The sequence below is a fragment of the Mycobacterium decipiens genome, assembly GCF_963853665.1.
In the GTDB taxonomy this organism is placed as follows: Bacteria; Actinomycetota; Actinomycetes; order Mycobacteriales; family Mycobacteriaceae; genus Mycobacterium; species Mycobacterium decipiens.
Map to the genome: position 1 here is coordinate 5,045,346 of NZ_OY970459.1, position 16,515 is coordinate 5,061,860.

Below are 16,515 nucleotides of genomic sequence, written 5' to 3' on the forward strand. Positions count from 1 at the left end.
CATCAGGCATGCCGAACCGCTTCCTGGGCAAGTTGCACCCGGGAGTTGAAGCCGAGTTTGGTGTAGACGTGGGTGAGGTGAGTTTGCACGGTGCGCGGCGAGACGAAAAGCCTTGTGGCGATGTCTTTGTTGGAAAGGCCTTCGCCGACAAGCCGTACCACGTCGAGCTCGGCTCGGGTGAGTGACGCCCAGCCGCTTGTTGCTCGTTTGCGTTCACGGCGTCCGCGCTGTACGTATGCGATCGCGTCCTCGGCGGTTAGCGCAATACCTTCGGCCCATGCGTTGTCGAACTCTTCGTTGCTCATCGAGGTGCGCACCGCGGCAACCGAGTCCTCGTACCCGGCATCGTAGATCTTGAACCGCACCGCCCCGGTACGGCGCCGGATGCCCTGCGCCGCGCCGAACAGGCGGACTGCCTCGCGGTAGCGGCGCTGCCCACCCGCCAGCTGGCCAAGGCATTCGAGGACCTCGGGAACGCAATTGTGCGCTCCAACGCCTGTGGCGCAGGTCAGCGCGTCGTATGCGGCACGCTGGGCTCGTTCCGGCTCACCTTGGGCCATTGCGACCCGAACGCGGGTCGTCAGCGCCAGCGATAGGTGCCACCCCGCCGTCACAGAGACGGCCTCGTCGGTGCAGCGTCGGGCCCCGATCGCGTCTCCGCCGGCCAGCGCGACCTGTGCCCTGAAACTGTGCCAAAACATCGCCGCGCTCGGTTGCACACTGAGGTTCTGCCACGCCGAATCGCTCGCATTGTCGGCCGCCTCGACATCGCCAGCGGCCAGTGCGGCCAGCGCCAGAGTCGAATAGCCAAGCCCCAGAAAGTATTCGCCAAGCTCGGCGGCGCCCTCGATCGCCGCTTCGCCTGCGGCCCGGGCTGCGGTTACGTCCCCTTGATAGGCCAGGGCATCGCCTAGGCCCTTGAGGCCCAGCGGCTCAAAGAGGGCAGCCTCATCCCGTTGAGCCTCGGCCACCAGCTCGCCGAATTGTGTTACGGCACCGGTTATATCGCCCTGCCACAGCCGCGCGTACCCCAGACTCAACCGACACTGCCGCGAGCTGACTCGGTCACCGATCGCGTCGGCAAGGTCGCGTCCTTCCCGACCGATTCCCTGCGCCGCGACCGCGTCGCCCGCCACCACCGCCGCGTTGCTCTGCCAGCTCAGGATCTGACTCAACCGCCAACGATCATCCGACGCTCGAGCAAGTGCAGCCGCCTCGGCGAAACACTGTCGAACCAGCTCCGTTTGATGACTGAACCCGGCCGTCAACCCGCACGCGGTCAGTATTCGGGCAGCAAGGGCGGGATCGTCGACCTCGCGCGCGATCGCCAACGCCTGCTGAGCCTGATCCAGGCTCGCAGCGGCGTCGACAAACATACCGAGTACGGCTGCGTCGGCCAGCGCTCGGGCACGCACCGAGTCGGCCACCTTGAGGGGATGCCCGCTCGCACCGGAAAGGACCGCATCGAACCAGGCTCGTCCCTCACTGATACGACCCCTGGTGAGCCACAGCGGCTGCAGCAAGGACGTCAGCGTCAGCGCGGATTCGGCGTCAGAGGTTTCCCGCAGCCAGGCGAACGCGGCACGCAGATTGTCGAGTTCAACCTCGGCCCCCTCGACAAGGTGTTCGTAATCGGTTTGTCCCGGGTTGTCCAGCATGGCGGCCAGCGCCGTGTAGTGGTCACAATGCCGGGCACGCGTGGCGTCGGCTTCGCCCGCCTCGCGGAGCTTTTCCAGCGCGTACTGGCCTATTCCCTCGAACCGCCGATAACGCGTCCGACCATTCGAGCTGTCCGCCACTATCAGCGACTTGTCGACCAGCAGCGACAGGTCGTCCAGCACCTCGCCGCGCTGCACCTCTCCGAAGCCGGCCACTGCCTGCGCCGCGTCGAGATCAAATCCGCCCACGAAGACTCCTAATCGGCGAAACAAGACCCGCTCGCGTTCGCTCAGCAGGCCGTGGGACCACTCCACCGACGCCCGCAATGTGCGCTGCCGCCGGACCGCGGTGCGTGCGCCACCGGTCAGCAGCCGGATCTTGTCATCGAGACCCGCCATGATCTCAGCCAGTGAAAGGGTCCGCACCCGCGCCGCTGCGAGCTCGATCCCCAGGGGCTGGGCGTCCAACCGCCGGCAGATCTGACTCACGATCGCCGCGTTGTCATCGCTAACGACGAAGTCGGGCCGGGCCAGGCGAGCGCGATCGGCGAACAATCCGACCGCGTCGTCGCTCAGCGACAGTGGCGGAACCCGCCAGATCACCTCGCCAGCGACCTTTATTGGCTCGCGGCTGGTGGCCAACAGCGTCAAGCCGGGGCAGGCGCGCAGCAGGGCACCGATGCGTGCGGCGTTGGCGTCGAGCAGATGTTCACAGTTGTCCAACACGATGAGCAGCTGACGGTCACCGAGGTGATGCAGCAGTGTGTCCATCGTGGCGCGGCCGGGCTGGTCCGGCAGGCCTAACGCGCGTGCGATCGTGGTTGGCACGATGGCGGGATCGGTGATCGGCTCCAAATCGACGTAGCACACGCCGTGCCGGAACTCCGTCGTCAGTTGCGTCGCAACCTGTTCAGCCAGACGGCTCTTGCCTACACCGCCGGAACCGATCAGCGTCACCAGTCGGTTGTCGACCACCAGCGCACGGACCTCAGCAATCTCCTGGCCGCGGCCGACGAAACGCGTAAGATGCACCGGAAGATTAGATACGGCAACGCTTTTCGGCGTATCGAGCGGCGAGAACTGGTTACCAAGATCCGGATGGCACAGCTGCGCGATGCGTTCGGGACGGGCCAGACTGCGCAGCGGCGCGGATCCGCGGTGGGTTAGGTAGGCCTGCGCGGGAAGCTGATCGGTGACCATACCGCTGGTGGTAGCCGACAACAGAGTCTGGCCGCCACCCGCCAGGTCACGCAGCCGTGCGGCAAGCTCGATCGTCGGACCGCCATAGCTGCCGTCGTCGCGCAGCTGCACGTCGCCGGTGTGGATTCCGATGCACAGTCGGATCGGCGCCAGCGGCTCCTGCTGCAACCGAAGAGCGCACGCGACCGCGTCCCCAGCGCGACCGAACGCGATGACGAAGCTGTCGGCCTCGGCCCGCTCGACTGGCCGAACACCGCCGTGAGCCGAGACCACATCGGCGAGGGTGCGATCCAGCCGTGCGATCGCGGCCGTCATCTCCGCAGGCTGCGTCTGCCACAGCCGCTTCGATCCGTCAATGTCGGCCAGAAGCAGCGTTAGCGTGTCCGTCGGCAGCAACTCGCTCACGCTCCAGTCCAATTACGGCCGGTCAGCACACTGAATCGATCTCGCTCATGCTAACCAGCATGGCGGTGACCCGAGCCGCAAATATCGGCGAAGGTACTTACGGATGCCCGGTAGCCCCGCAAATATACGACCCGCTGCGAGACGGTTTTGCGCGTTCCGACTGATGGCCGCGGCAGCGACAGCTAGGACAGTCAGAACGTCCGCCATACCTTGAGTCCACGTTCAAGGGACTCTGACGTGCGGCATCACACGTCCGCCACCTCGATCCTGAGCCCGAACCAGCGGCCCAGCACCTTTCTCCCGTTGACCATCGGTACCGCCCGAAGCGTTACCCGTTCCTTGAGGACCCCCGCTTATGAAAACGTCGATGCCCGCCGAAACGCACGTCGTGATTGCCGGTGCTGGAATCGCGGGGATGGCCGCCGCCATGGTGCTGGCCGAAGCCGGCGTGCGGGTCACATTGTGCGAAGCCGCACCCGAAGCCGGGGGCAAGGCCAAGAGTTTACGCCGCGCGGACGGGCACCCGACCGAGCACAGTTTGCGAATCTACCTGGACTACTACCAGACGCTGCTGACGCTGTTCGCACGCATACCCACCCAGAACGGGATGACCGTGCTGGACAATCTGGTCGGCGTGAGCGCTGTTCGCGCTTACCGACACCGCGCGGTGGGCCGAGTGGCTGCAACCGTTCCCGTCCAACGCCGCCGGCCGACCTTGGCGCGGATCGTCGGCAAAGTCATCGACCCGCTCAGGCAGCTGGGCCGCATCGCGGTGCGCAGCGCAATGGTGATTGTCGGTCTGGCCCAACGGGGAGTGGCTCCCACGGACGTACTGCATTACCTCTACGCCCATCTGCGGCTGCTATGGATGTGCAAAGAGCGACTCGTCGCCGAGCTGGGCGACATCTCGTACGCGGACTACCTACAACTCGGCCGCAAATCCCCGCAGGCGCAGATGCTGTTTGCGGCCTTGCCGCGCATTTTCGTCGCGGCCCGCCCGAGCGCAGAAGCAGCGGCGATCGCTCCCATCATCCTCAAGGGGCTGTTTCACTTTACGAGTTGTCCGCCAACCTTGACCGAGGCAAAGCTGCCGTCAGTCATGATGGCCGATGGGCCGACCAGTGAACGCATGGTCGAACCCTGGCTTCACCACCTCCGAGATCTCGGCGTCGACCTGCACTTCGACACCCGCATCAACGACCTCGAATTCGACGATGGCCGCCTCACCGCGTTGATTTCGGCCGATGGCCGCAGGTTTGCCTGCGACCACGCCATCCTGGCCGTGCCCTACCTGACGCTGCGTGAGCTGGCCACATCGACTCACGTCCGGCACCATCTTCCCCAGCTAGCTGCCGAGCATGCCATTGCCCTTGAGGCATCCAACGGAATCCAGTGCTTTCTGAACGACATCCCCCCGACGTGGCCTTCCCACCTTCGCCCCGGCGTCGTGGTCACGTACGTGGAGAGCGAGTGGGCCCTGGTCTTAGTTCTTCAGGGCGAAGGCTTTTGGCGCAATGTCAGCCTGCCGGAAGGAACCAGATACGTGCTGTCGATCACCTGGAGTGATGTGGACAAGCCCGGTCCGGTCTTCCATCGCCCGGTAAGCGAATGCACGCCAGAGGAGATCGTGACCGAATGTCTGGCACAGTGCGACCTGGATCGATCACACCTCCTGGGCTGGCAGATCGATCACGAGCTCCAGTACCTCGACGAGGCCGACTACGACAGCCTGGCCGGCACACTGCCCCCCCATCTCGCGTCGCCGCCGGCACGCGGAAAGCGGATGGTGAACTTCTCACCACTCACCATCTTGATGCCCGGCGCTCGGCAGCGATCTCCGGCCATTTCTACCCAAGTGCCCAACCTGTTTCTCGCCGGTGAAGCGATCCACGCACCGGACCTGACCCTGTTCGTTCCCACCATGGAGAAGGCGGCATGCTCCGGGTACCTAGCCGCCCACCAAATCCTGGGCATGGTCGCTGGCCACGATGCGGCTCGACTACGGATTGAGTTCCGCGATCCCGCCCCCTTCGCGGTCCTCCGGCGGATAGACCGATGGCTTTGGCACCGCCGCCAAGATCAAGCAAAAGTTGGAGGTAGGAGCTTGACCGTAATTGATTGCGGGTCTTGAGGTTCCAGCGCAGCGTTACCGTTACGCTGGAAATCCGGGCCTCGGCATCAGGGGCGTTTCGACGCCCCTGCCAGGGTGTAGGAGGATCACCACGACGGAGAGGACCTGCGCGATGAAGGCGGTGACGTGCACCAACGCGAAGCTCGAGGTAGTCGATCTGCCCGCCCCCACGCCGGCCAAGGGTCAGTTGCTGATCGACGTCCTACGGTGTGGCATCTGCGGATCGGACCTGCATGTCCGCCACCACTGCGACGAACTCGCGGACGTGATGGCCGAATCGGGTTACCACGCCTTCATGCGGTCGAATCAGCAAGTCGTGTTCGGACACGAGTTCTGCGGCGAGGTGGTCGACTACGGTCCCGGCACCCGCAAGTCTCCCCGGCCCGGCACTCCGGTCGTTGCCATGCCGCTGTTGCGACGCGGCAAGAAAGAGGTGCACGCGATCGGTCTTTCGCAACTGGGGCCAGGCGCCTACGCCGAACGGCTCGTCATCGAGCAATCGTTGACGTTTCCCGTCCCGAACGGCTTAGCGCCCGAGATGGCCGCGCTGACCGAGCCGATGGCCGTCGGGTGGCACGCCGTGCGACGCGGCGAGGTGAGCAAGGGCGACGTCGCGATCGTGATCGGGTGCGGGCCTATCGGCCTTGCGGTGATCTGCATGCTCAAGTCGCACGGGGTACGCACCGTGATCGCCAGCGACTTTTCCGCCGGCCGCCGTGCGCTCGCGACCGCCTGTGGCGCTGACACCGTAGTCGATCCCGCACAGGACTCGCCGTATCAGGCGGCCAGCCGCGGCCGGGGACAGGGACACCTGCAAAACATCGTCGACGCATTCAACCTCGCCATCGACACGGTCGAAAAGTTGGCGCGGCTGCGGCTGCCGTGGTGGCACCTTTGGCGCGCCGCCGAGGCGGCCGGCGCCGCGACGCCCAAGCACCCCGTCATCTTCGAATGTGTTGGCGTTCCAGGCATTATCGACGGCATCATCGCAAGCGCGCCGCTGTTTTCGCGCGTCGTCGTGGTAGGCGTCTGCATGGGCTCAGACCACATCCGGCCGGCGATGGCGATAAACAAAGAGATCGACCTGCGATTCGTGCTCGGCTACACGCCGCTGGAGTTCCGCGACGCACTGCACATGCTCGCCGACGGCAAGGTCAACCCCAAGCCGCTCATCACCGGAACGGTCGGTCTACCCGGCGTCGAGGCAGCTTTCGATGCACTCAACGATCCCGAGCGGCACGCAAAAATCTTGATCGACCCCAAGAGCGACGCCGCGAGCCCCTAACACTTCGCGATCCGATCCTTGAACACGATTTTGCGTGGCGCCTCAAATACGCTGTGGATCTTCTCGTTTCATCGACAATGACGCGCAATAACCCGCCCGGCCATAGCGACTAATCGGGACGGCGGGCCCGGATGTGGGAACTCCCCCTCCCCCGGTAGTAGGACACAAAATTCATGCAAATGGACGACTTGGCGCTCAACACACCGCGCTGGTAGACAAATCATGTTGGTAGCGCCAGCACCGCATAGAAAATGGAGCCCCTACAACCGTGCAAACCGTCCCCGGCGGCGCGATCGCGGCCATTGTCTCCGCGGGCTGCACCTGCCGCCCGACAACAGCAACTCGCCCACGCTTCTGGCCAATGCCAGGCGGCCCGCATAGCGAATCGATCTCGCTCATGCCAACCGGCATGGCGGTGCCCCAAGTCGCAGACATCCGCGAAAGCGCGTATAAAGTCCCGGTGGCCCCGCAAATATACGACCCCCTGCCCCGACAGATTTTGCGCGGTTTGACCGATGACTGCGGCCACAAACAAATAGGACAGTCAAATCGTCCGCATTATTTGAGTCGAAGCTTCATGGAAACCTGACGTGCAGCCCCCCACCTCCGCCACCTCGATCCTGAGCCCGAACCAGCAGCCCTACACTTTGTCTCCCTCTGACCGCGATCGCCAGCGGTCGCACCGGTGCCGCCCGGAGTGCCACCCGTGCCTTGAGGACCCCTGCGCATGACACCGCCGACGCCCGCCGAAACGCACGTCGTGATTGCCGGTGCTGGAATCGCGGGGATGGCCGCCGCCATGGTGCTGGCCGAAGCCGGCGTGCGGGTCACATTGTGCGAAGCCGCACCCGAAGCCGGGGGCAAGGCCAAGAGTTTACGCCGCGCGGACGGGCACCCGACCGAGCACAGTTTGCGCGTTTACACGGATTCCTACCAGACCCTGCTGACGCTGTTCGCACGCATACCCACCCAGAACGGGACCGTCCTGGACAATCTGGTCGGCGTGAGTCTGGTTTCGGCTACCAAACAACGTGTGATCGGCCGAGCGGCTGTGCCCGCGCCATTCGAACTCCGGGCGCCGACCTTGGCGCGGATCGTCGGCAAAGTCATCGACCCGCTCAGGCAGCTGGGCCGCATCGCGGTGCGCAGCGCAATGGTGATTGTCGGTCTGGCCCAACGGGGAGTGGCTCCCACGGACGTACTGCATTACCTCTACGCCCATCTGCGGCTGCTATGGATGTGCAAAGAGCGACTCGTCGCCGAGCTGGGCGACATCTCGTACGCGGACTACCTACAACTCGGCCGCAAATCCCCGCAGGCGCAGGAATTCTTCGCTTCCTTGCCGCGCATTTACGTCGCGGCCCGCCCGAGCGCAGAAGCAGCGGCGATCGCTCCCATCCTCCTCAAGGGGCTGTTTCGCCTAAAAAGTACTGGCCCACCAGCCCTCGATAACGCAAAGCTGCCCCCAATCATGATGGCCGATGGGCCGACCAGTGAACGCATGGTCGAACCCTGGCTTCACCACCTCCGAAATCTCGGCGTCGACCTGCACTTCGACACCCGCATCAACGACCTCGAATTCGACGATGGCCGCCTCACCGCGTTGATTTCGGCCGATGGCCGCAGGTTTGCCTGCGACCACGCCATCCTGGCCGTGCCCTACCTGACGCTGCGTGAGCTGGCCACATCGACTCACGTCCGGCACCATCTTCCCCAGCTAGCTGCCGAGCATGCCATTGCCCTTGAGGCATCCAACGGAATCCAGTGCTTTCTGAACGACATCCCCCCGACGTGGCCTTCCCACCTTCGCCCCGGCGTCCTGGTCACGTATATGGAAAGCGAGTGGTCCCTAGCGCTCGTTCTTCAGGGCGAAGGCTTTTGGCGCAATGTCAGCCTGCCGGAAGGAACCAGATACGTGCTGTCGATCACCTGGAGTGATGTGGACAAGCCCGGTCCGGTCTTCCATCGCCCGGTAAGCGAATGCACGCCAGAGGAGATCGTGACCGAATGTCTGGCACAGTGCGACCTGGATCGATCACACCTCCTGGGCTGGCAGATCGATCACGAGCTCCAGTACCTCGACGAGGCCGACTACGACAGCCTGGCCGGCACACTGCCCCCCCATCTCGCGTCGCCGCCGGCACGCGGAAAGCGGATGGTGAACTTCTCACCACTCACCATCTTGATGCCCGGCGCTCGGCAGCGATCTCCGGCCATTTCTACCCAAGTGCCCAACCTGTTTCTCGCCGGTGAAGCGATCCACGCACCGGACCTGACCCTGTTCGTTCCCACCATGGAGAAGGCGGCATGCTCCGGGTACCTAGCCGCCCACCAAATCCTGGGCATGGTCGCTGGCCACGATGCGGCTCGACTACGGATTGAGTTCCGCGATCCCGCCCCCTTCGCGGTCCTCCGGCGGATAGACCGATGGCTTTGGCACCGCCGCCGACCGCCGGCCCTGTCGACACCCCAGTCGACGATTGCGGCCCCGCAAACCACCACCCCAGCCCCGAGCAGCGTGACCACCGTGGATCACGCTGCCGGCTAGCCACCCCTAAACCACTAACCCCGTCACGCTTCAGGTCCAACGTTGAACCTACGGGCTTAGCCGCGCCGTAAACCTACCGGCCAGACGCCCTCCCCCGACCCCCCACAGAACCTGGAGATCACCATGCCCGCCCAAACCGTCACCGCCAACGTTGCGGCGTCCGTCATTGACGACGGGCCCGTCGAACCCGGTAGATGGGGCAGCCGCACCGGCGTCCCGCCCGCTCGACGCCGCCAGCCCTCCTCGGCGGCGGTGCTGCTGGTGGCGGCGTTCGGCGCCTTCCTCGCCTTCCTTGACTCCACGATCGTCAACGTCGCGTTTCCGGACATCCAGAGGCATTTCCAGAGCGACATCAGCGACCTGTCGTGGGTGCTCAACGCCTACAACATCGTCTTCGCGGCCTTCCTGGTGGCCTCCGGCAGGCTCGCCGATCTACTGGGGCGCAAGCGGGTGTTCATCTACGGCGTGGTGTTGTTCACCGTCGCGTCCGGCCTGTGCGCGATCGCCGACAGCGTCGGGCAACTGGTTGCGTTTCGAGTGCTGCAGGGCATCGGCGCGGCGGTTCTGGTACCCGCTTCGCTCGGGCTGGTCGTCGAGGCCTTCCCGGCCGCGCGGCGCGCGCACGGCGTAAACCTGTGGGGCGCGGCGGGAGCGATCGCCGCGGGCCTCGGCCCGCCGATCGGAGGTGCCCTCGTCGAGGCGGATGGCTGGCGGTGGGTGTTCCTGGTGAACCTTCCGCTGGGGGTGCTGGCTGTGCTGGCCGCTCGGCGGGCGCTGGTGGAGAACCGGGCCTCCGGACGTCGGCGCGTGCCCGACGTGCGTGGCGCGCTGCTGCTGGCCATCGCGCTGGGCTTTTTGACGCTGGGGTTGATCAAGGGACCGGACTGGGGTTGGGCCAGCTTGCCGGCGATCGGGTCATTGCTGGCCGCGGCGGTCGCGATGGTCGGGTTTGTCATGAGCTCTCGGCATCACCCGGCGCCGATGGTGGATCCCGCGTTGTTGCGCATCCGCTCGTTCGTGGCCGGCACCGGGCTCACCGCCGTGGCCAGCGCGGGCTTCTACGCATATCTCCTGACGCACGTGCTGTTCCTGAACTATGTGTGGGGTTACACGCTGCTCGAGGCCGGCCTGGCCGTCGCCCCCGCCGCACTTGTCGCCGCCGTCGTTGCGGCGCTGCTTGGCCGCGTCGCCGACCGGCACGGTTACCGCTTCATCATCGGCATCGGTGCGCTGATCTGGGCTGGCAGCCTGCTGTGGTATCTGAAGGTTGTCGGGTCCACACCCGATTTCCTCGGTGAATGGCTGCCCGGCCAAATACTGCAAGGAATCGGGGTGGGCGCTACGTTCCCGCTACTCGGCAGCGCCTCCCTGGCCCGGCTGGCCAAGGGCGGCAGCTACGCCACCGCGTCGGCGGTAACCGGCACCATCCGTCAGGTGGGTGCCGTCGTCGGCATCGCGCTGCTGGTGATCCTGGTCGGTACGCCGGCACCGGGCGCAGCCGAAGAGGTGTTGCGCCGCGGATGGACGATGGCCGCGATCTGCTTTGTGGCGGTCGCATTCGGGGCGGTGTTGCTGGGTCGGATCCGGCCGGTCCCCGCGGCGACGGCAGAGGCCCCACCCGCGCCGCCGGTCGCCCCGTTGGGCTCGCAGCGGCCCATGCCCGCACCGGTGCGGCCACCGGCCGCGCCGGTGGCCCCGGTGCTCAAGGCTTCCCGCGAACTCGACCTGCTGGCGGCTCTGCGGTCTGCCCGACCGGACGCGCAGCTGGTTGAACTGCAGGCGGGCTCGTACCTGTTCCACGCGGGCGATGCGTCCGATGCGCTCTACGTGGTGCGCAGCGGGCGACTGCTGGTGCTCGCCGGCAACGGCGAGAAGGAGGATGTGGTCGCCGAACTCGGCCGCGGCCAGGTCGTCGGCGAACTCGGGGTGCTGCTCAACGCGCCGCGCTCCGCGACGGTGCGGGCCGTGCGCGACTCGTCCCTCACCCGAGTGACCAAAGCCGAGTTCGACAAGATCGCCGACGCCGGCGTGCTCGGGGCACTGGCGGGGGTACTGGCCAAACGGCAGCACCAGACGCGCACCGCCTCCCAGCGGACAACACCCGAGGCCGTTGTCGCGGTCATCGGTGTCAACTCCAATGCGCCCGTAGCGATGGTGGCCACCGAATTGTGTGCGGCACTATCGACTCGGCTGCGCGCGATCGCCCCCGGCCGGGTGGACCGCGACGGGTTGGAACGCGCCGAGCAGGCCGCCGACCGTGTGGTGTTACACGCGGCGGCCGACGACGCGCTGTGGCGGGACTTCTGTATGCGCGTCGCCGATCGCGTGGTGCTGGTCTCCAGCAACCCGGCCCCGCCGTCGGCAACGCTGCCGGCCCGGGCGACCGGCGCCGACCTGGTGCTGGCCGGACCACCCGCCGGCCGGGAGCACCGGCGTGCCTGGGAGGAATTGATCACGCCACGGTCGATGCACACGATCCGACGCGGACACGTCGCCGACGACCTGCGGGTGCTCGCGACGCGCATCGCGGGCCGTTCCGTCGGGCTCGTCCTCAGCGGTGGCGCCGCGCGGGCGTGTGCCCACCTCGGCGTGCTCGAGGAGTTGGAGGCTGCCGGGGTCACCGTGGACCGTTTTGCCGGCACCAGCATGGGGGCGATCATTGCCGCCCTGGCGGCCAGCGGTATGGACGCTGCCGGTGTGGATGCGCAGATCTACGAGCACTTCGTGCGCAAGAGCCACGGCGACTACACCCTGCCACGCAAGGGGCTCATCCGTGGAAAACGAACCCAAGCCGCCCTGCGCACCATCTTCGGAGACCAGCTGGTGGAGGAGCTGCCGAAGCACTTCCGCTGCGTCAGCGTCGACCTGCTGGGCCGGCGGCCCATCGTGCACCGCCGCGGCCCCCTCGCCGACGTCGTCGGCTGCTCGATGCGGCTGCCCTTCCTGTACGCGCCAATGCCCTACAACGGCACCCTGCACGTCGACGGTGGCGTGCTGGACAACGTGCCCGTCACCACGCTGGTGGGCAAGGACGGCCCGCTGATCGCGGTGAACGTGGCCTCGGGCGGAAATCCGAGCCCCACGTCCAGCGGCAACCGCCGCCGGAAACCCCGGGTGCCCGGCCTCACCGACACCCTCCTGCGCACCATGACAATCAGCAGCGCGATTGCGTCCGAATCGGTGCTGGCACAAGCCGACCTGGTGATCAAACCCAACCCGACCGGCGTCGGATTGATGGAATACCACCAGATTGACCTCGCCCGCGAAGCCGGCCGGAACGCGGCCCGGGAAGCGTTGCCGCAGATCATGGAGCTGGTGCACCGCTGAGCCAAGGACACAGGTCGCGGACCGCGATTCAGCTGGGCCGGGTGCTCCCTTTTAGGTCGGTGTCCCGGCTCGGTTGCACCCGCTTGGGTTCGCCCGGCATCTTCGGGTAGTTCGGCGGATACGGCAGGTCGCCAAGCCCGCGCTCCGCGTCGGCCGCGGCCATGTCCAGCAACGGAGCAATCGACTGGGCCACCTCATCCATGCCGGCCCACGGGTCGTCCCGGCGCTGCACCAAATCGGGCACCGTGGCGATGGTGTAGTCGTCGGGGTCGGCGCTGGCCAGCTCGTCCCAGGTCAACGGCGTCGACACGGTCGCGATGGGGGTGCGCCGCACCGAGTACGCCGACGCCATGGTGCGGTCGCGGGCGTTCTGGTTGAAGTCGATGAAGATGCGCGCGCCCCGTTGCTCCTTCCACCACGACGTGGTCACCGCGTCGGGCGCGCGGCGTTCCACCTCGCGGGCCAGCGCGATGCCCGCCCGGCGCACCTCGATGAAGTCCCAATCGGTGGCGATGCGTACGAACACATGGATCCCGCGTCCTCCGGACGTCTTCGGATAACCGGCCAGACCGAGTTCGTCCAGCAGCGGCCGCAGCACATCGACGGCGACCGCGCGCGCCTCCTCGAAGCCGGTGCCGGGCTGCGGATCCAGATCGATACGCAACTCGTCGGGGCGCTCGGTGTCCGGGCAGCGCACCTGCCATGGATGCAGGGTGATCGCGCCCATCTGCGCGGCCCACACGATCGCGGCCGGATGAGTCACCTTCAGCGCGTCTGCAGTCCGTCCCGACGGGAAGGTCACCCGGCAGGTCTGCAGGTAGTCGGGGTGGTGCTGGGGGATCCGCTTCTGATAGATCTCCTCGCCGTCAATGCCGTCGGGAAAGCGCTGCAAGTGCGTCGGGCGGTCACGCAGCGGGGCGAGCATCGGATGACCCGCCACCGCGAGGTAGTACTCGACCAGCCGTCCCTTGGTCCCTTTCGAACCGAGCTTGGGGAAGAACACCTTGTCCCGATTGGTCAGCCGAACGGCGATGCCGTCCACGTCGAGTTCTTCTGCTGCGGCAGCCATATACGGATTCCAGCATGCCGCACGGGAGAATGAGCCAATGGACTTGCCCGTGATGCCGCCGGTTTCGCCGATGCTCGCCAAATCGGTCAAGACGATCCCATCGGATGCGTCCTACGAGCCCAAGTGGGACGGTTTCCGGTCCATCTGCTTTCGCGACGGCGATCAGGTTGAGCTGGGCAGCCGCAACGAACGGCCGATGACACGCTACTTCCCCGAGCTGGTCGCCGCGGTCAAGGCCGAGCTGCCGCGGCGTTGCGTGATCGACGGGGAGATCATCATCGCCACCGAACATGGCTTGGACTTCGAGGCGCTGCAACAGCGCATCCATCCGGCCGATTCGCGGGTGCGGCTACTCGCCGAACACACTCCGGCCTCCTTCATCGCATTCGACCTGCTGGCCCTCGGCGATGACGACTACACAGGGCGGCCGTTTCGTGCGCGGCGTGCGGCCCTGATCGGCGCGGTCACCGGCTCGGGCCCATCGATCCACGTCACGCCGGCGACCACCGATTTGGCGACCGCACAACGATGGTTCTCCGAATTCGAGGGCGCCGGCCTGGACGGCGTGATCGCCAAACCACTACGGATCACCTATCAACCCGACAAACGCGTCATGTTCAAGATCAAACACGAGCGGACCGCCGACTGCGTGGTGGCCGGCTATCGGGTGCACAAGTCCGGCGCAGATGCGATCGGTTCGCTGCTGCTCGGGCTTTATCAGGGCGACGGCCAGCTCGCGTCGGTGGGCGTGATCGGCGCCTTCCCGATGGCCGAACGCCGGCGGCTGTTCGCCGAGCTGCAGCCGCTGGTCACCAGCTTCGACGACCACCCGTGGAATTGGGCCGCCCACGAGGCCGGCGGGCGCACCCCACGCAGGAACGAATTCTCGCGCTGGAACGCCGGGAAAGATCTGTCGTTCGTGCCGCTGCGACCCGAGCGGGTGGTTGAGGTCCGCTACGACCACATGGAAGGCGCGCGGTTTCGGCACACCGCACAATTCAACCGGTGGCGCCCCGACCGTGACCCGCGTTCATGCACCTATGCGCAGCTCGAACAACCGCTCACCTTCAGCCTTGGCGATATCGTGCCCGGCCTCGGTCCGGGCGCCGCGAGCGCTCGGTAGTCCAGCATCCGGCGGCACGCCTGGCATTCGAACGTCGCGGTTCGGATGCCAGCCCCCATTACGATGTCGTGATGCTGCACGTATCCTCGCTGTTCGTCGCGGGTACCGCCACGCTTGACGAACACGGTGCGATAACTGCCACGCGCATACCTACAACCTGGTTCGAGGTCAACCAAATCCCGTTGTGGGTAAAGGTTCCGGTCGTTCTCGTGGTGCACGCGCGAGCCGGTGGGGACTACGAACCTGATCTGCATGTCGTGTGCAAAGATCCCGCCGGGGTGCCGCGTGGGGTCCTGCGAGCGACTTGGCACTGGCCCGACGACGACCGCAAATCATCCAAATACCGGTGCATAACTCAACCACTGGCGTTCCCGATCGACGCCGAAGGCGAGTACACCATCGGCGCCTACTACGACGCCGGCGGAAAAGTCGAAATATCCACCCCCATACCGATTTCGATCGCGTTGGCGGCGACGGCAAGTCCGGTCACCAACAATGGCGACTGCGCGGAGCGCCCCGCCTAGACCGCGACCGTCAACGCCGACAATCCGCGCAGCGTGACGTTAGTCTTGTACCGCGGCTCACTGTCCAACCGGGCGTCGCCGAATCGCGCCGCAACCGCCGACAGGGCGACACTGGCTTCCAACCTCGCCAGCGGAGCGCCCAGGCAATAGTGCAGCCCACGCCCGAATGCCAAGTGCCGGAAGGTCCCTCGATCCGGATCGAAAGCATCCGGTCGCTCGAACTCGGCCGAATCACGATGCGCCGCGGCCACCAGCAGCAGCATGGTGTTGCCCTTGTCCACCTGGGTATCGCCGACAGTGATGTCGTCGGCGGCGATTCGGCTGACCAGTTGTACGGGCGGATCGTATCGGAGGGTCTCCTCGATGACCGCCGGAGCCCGGCCGGCGTCCGCGCCCAGCGCTGCCCACTGCGGCGGGTGGCGCAGCATCGCCAGGATGGCATTGGCGATCAGGTTCACCGTCGTCTCGTGTCCCGCGATCAGCAGCAGATTGCAGGTGGAGACGATCTCCTCTTCGGTCAGTTGATCGCCGGATTCCTCGACGGCGATCAGGCCCGACATCAGGTCATCGCCGGGCTGTGCCCGACGATGTTCGATCAGCCCATGCAGGTATGCGCGCAGCCACCGACTGGCCTGTTGCCGCTCCTCATCGACGCCCGGGGGTGCGCCGGAGAAGTCGACGAATGGGTCCAGCCCCTGCGCCAACACCGCGGACGCACGACTGAACTGCGGCTCGTCCTCGAGCGGCACACCGAGCAACCGGCAGATGACCGCCACCGGCAGCGGATAGGCGAAGTCGTCGACGACATCGAATCTGCCTCGTTCGGCGATCCGGTCGAGCAATCCGTCCACCAGTGCGCCGATCTCGGGTTGCAGTGCGTTCACGACCTTTGGCACGAACGCCTTGCTGACCAGCTTCCGCAGCCGGGTGTGATCGGGCGGATCGAGGAACAAGAATCCCGGCGGGCCGAGCGGCTGCGGCACCACGTCCGGGTCGTGCTGCGCCGCGACCGACCTGCGCCCGTTACTGCTCACCGACGGGTGCCGCAGCAGCTCATCGCAGTCCCGGTAGCTCGAGAACACGGCCAGGTTGGCCTCGGGCAGTTGGAACGGCCCCTGATCCCGGAATCGGGCGTACACCGGATAGGGATTGGCCCGGTTGGCCGGGTCCAGCAGCTGGACCAGCAACGCTTGGTGTTCGGCCTGCTCGATGGGAGTGGTCGTCATCCTCACATTGTGCCCGTGG

At 66.1% G+C, this 16,515-nt stretch carries 8 protein-coding genes and 1 pseudogene; 6 read left to right on the plus strand and 3 right to left on the minus strand.

Translation table 11 applies throughout. The annotated features are described in order from the left end of the window. Positions 1-2: 2 nt before the first annotated feature. Positions 3-3,263: a helix-turn-helix transcriptional regulator gene (locus AADZ55_RS22315; protein ID WP_085325643.1), complete on the minus strand. Its 3,261-nt coding sequence runs from the start codon at positions 3,261-3,263 to the stop codon at positions 3-5. 355 nt (positions 3,264-3,618) lie between these two features. On the opposite strand from AADZ55_RS22315, the pseudogene AADZ55_RS22320 reads away from it, so the two are divergent. The 4 genes and pseudogenes from AADZ55_RS22320 to AADZ55_RS22335 all read left to right on the plus strand — a co-directional run. Next, a pseudogene (locus AADZ55_RS22320) lies at positions 3,619-5,340 on the plus strand (FAD-dependent oxidoreductase); the annotation flags it as partial. 166 nt (positions 5,341-5,506) lie between these two features. Next, complete coding sequence (locus AADZ55_RS22325) at positions 5,507-6,679, plus strand: zinc-binding dehydrogenase (RefSeq protein ID WP_085327638.1); 1,173 nt, start codon at positions 5,507-5,509, stop codon at positions 6,677-6,679. A gap of 727 nt (positions 6,680-7,406) precedes the next feature. Continuing rightward, on the plus strand, positions 7,407-9,227 hold the full coding sequence (locus AADZ55_RS22330) for an FAD-dependent oxidoreductase (RefSeq protein ID WP_341286242.1): 1,821 nt from the start codon (positions 7,407-7,409) through the stop codon (positions 9,225-9,227). A 123-nt stretch (positions 9,228-9,350) separates the two neighbouring features. Next, positions 9,351-12,554, plus strand: coding sequence for an MFS transporter (locus tag AADZ55_RS22335; RefSeq protein ID WP_085324555.1), 3,204 nt, complete (start codon positions 9,351-9,353; stop codon positions 12,552-12,554). A 28-nt stretch (positions 12,555-12,582) separates the two neighbouring features. Here AADZ55_RS22335 and ligD read toward each other — a convergent pair whose 3' ends face one another. Continuing rightward, on the minus strand, positions 12,583-13,623 hold the full coding sequence (gene ligD, locus AADZ55_RS22340; protein WP_085324556.1) for a non-homologous end-joining DNA ligase: 1,041 nt from the start codon (positions 13,621-13,623) through the stop codon (positions 12,583-12,585). A 37-nt stretch (positions 13,624-13,660) separates the two neighbouring features. On the opposite strand from ligD, the gene AADZ55_RS22345 reads away from it, so the two are divergent. Together AADZ55_RS22345 and AADZ55_RS22350 are read left to right on the plus strand one after the other, a co-directional pair. Beyond that, positions 13,661-14,746, plus strand: a complete 1,086-nt coding sequence (locus tag AADZ55_RS22345; protein WP_085324557.1) for an ATP-dependent DNA ligase — start codon at positions 13,661-13,663, stop codon at positions 14,744-14,746. 71 nt (positions 14,747-14,817) lie between these two features. Next, complete coding sequence (locus AADZ55_RS22350) at positions 14,818-15,270, plus strand: hypothetical protein (RefSeq protein ID WP_242670031.1); 453 nt, start codon at positions 14,818-14,820, stop codon at positions 15,268-15,270. Here the strand turns inward: AADZ55_RS22350 and AADZ55_RS22355 are convergent. Beyond that, the gene (locus AADZ55_RS22355; RefSeq protein ID WP_085324558.1) at positions 15,267-16,496 is read right to left on the minus strand and encodes a cytochrome P450; all 1,230 of its coding nucleotides are present in this window, start codon (positions 16,494-16,496) and stop codon (positions 15,267-15,269) included. The two genes, AADZ55_RS22350 and AADZ55_RS22355, sit on opposite strands and share 4 nt — an antisense overlap. Between the last annotated feature and the right edge of the window lie 19 nt (positions 16,497-16,515).

Excerpts from the sequence above, each read along its gene's own strand:
- ligD (WP_085324556.1), bottom strand. The coding sequence starts at position 13,623 with ATGGCTGCCGCAGCAGAAGAACTCGACGTGGACGGCATCGCCGTTCGG.
- AADZ55_RS22350 (WP_242670031.1), top strand. The coding sequence starts at position 14,818 with ATGCTGCACGTATCCTCGCTGTTCGTCGCGGGTACCGCCACGCTTGAC.
- AADZ55_RS22325 (WP_085327638.1), top strand. The coding sequence starts at position 5,507 with ATGAAGGCGGTGACGTGCACCAACGCGAAGCTCGAGGTAGTCGATCTG.
- AADZ55_RS22345 (WP_085324557.1), top strand. The coding sequence starts at position 13,661 with ATGGACTTGCCCGTGATGCCGCCGGTTTCGCCGATGCTCGCCAAATCG.
- AADZ55_RS22355 (WP_085324558.1), bottom strand. The coding sequence starts at position 16,496 with ATGACGACCACTCCCATCGAGCAGGCCGAACACCAAGCGTTGCTGGTC.
- AADZ55_RS22335 (WP_085324555.1), top strand. The coding sequence starts at position 9,351 with ATGCCCGCCCAAACCGTCACCGCCAACGTTGCGGCGTCCGTCATTGAC.
- AADZ55_RS22330 (WP_341286242.1), top strand. The coding sequence starts at position 7,407 with ATGACACCGCCGACGCCCGCCGAAACGCACGTCGTGATTGCCGGTGCT.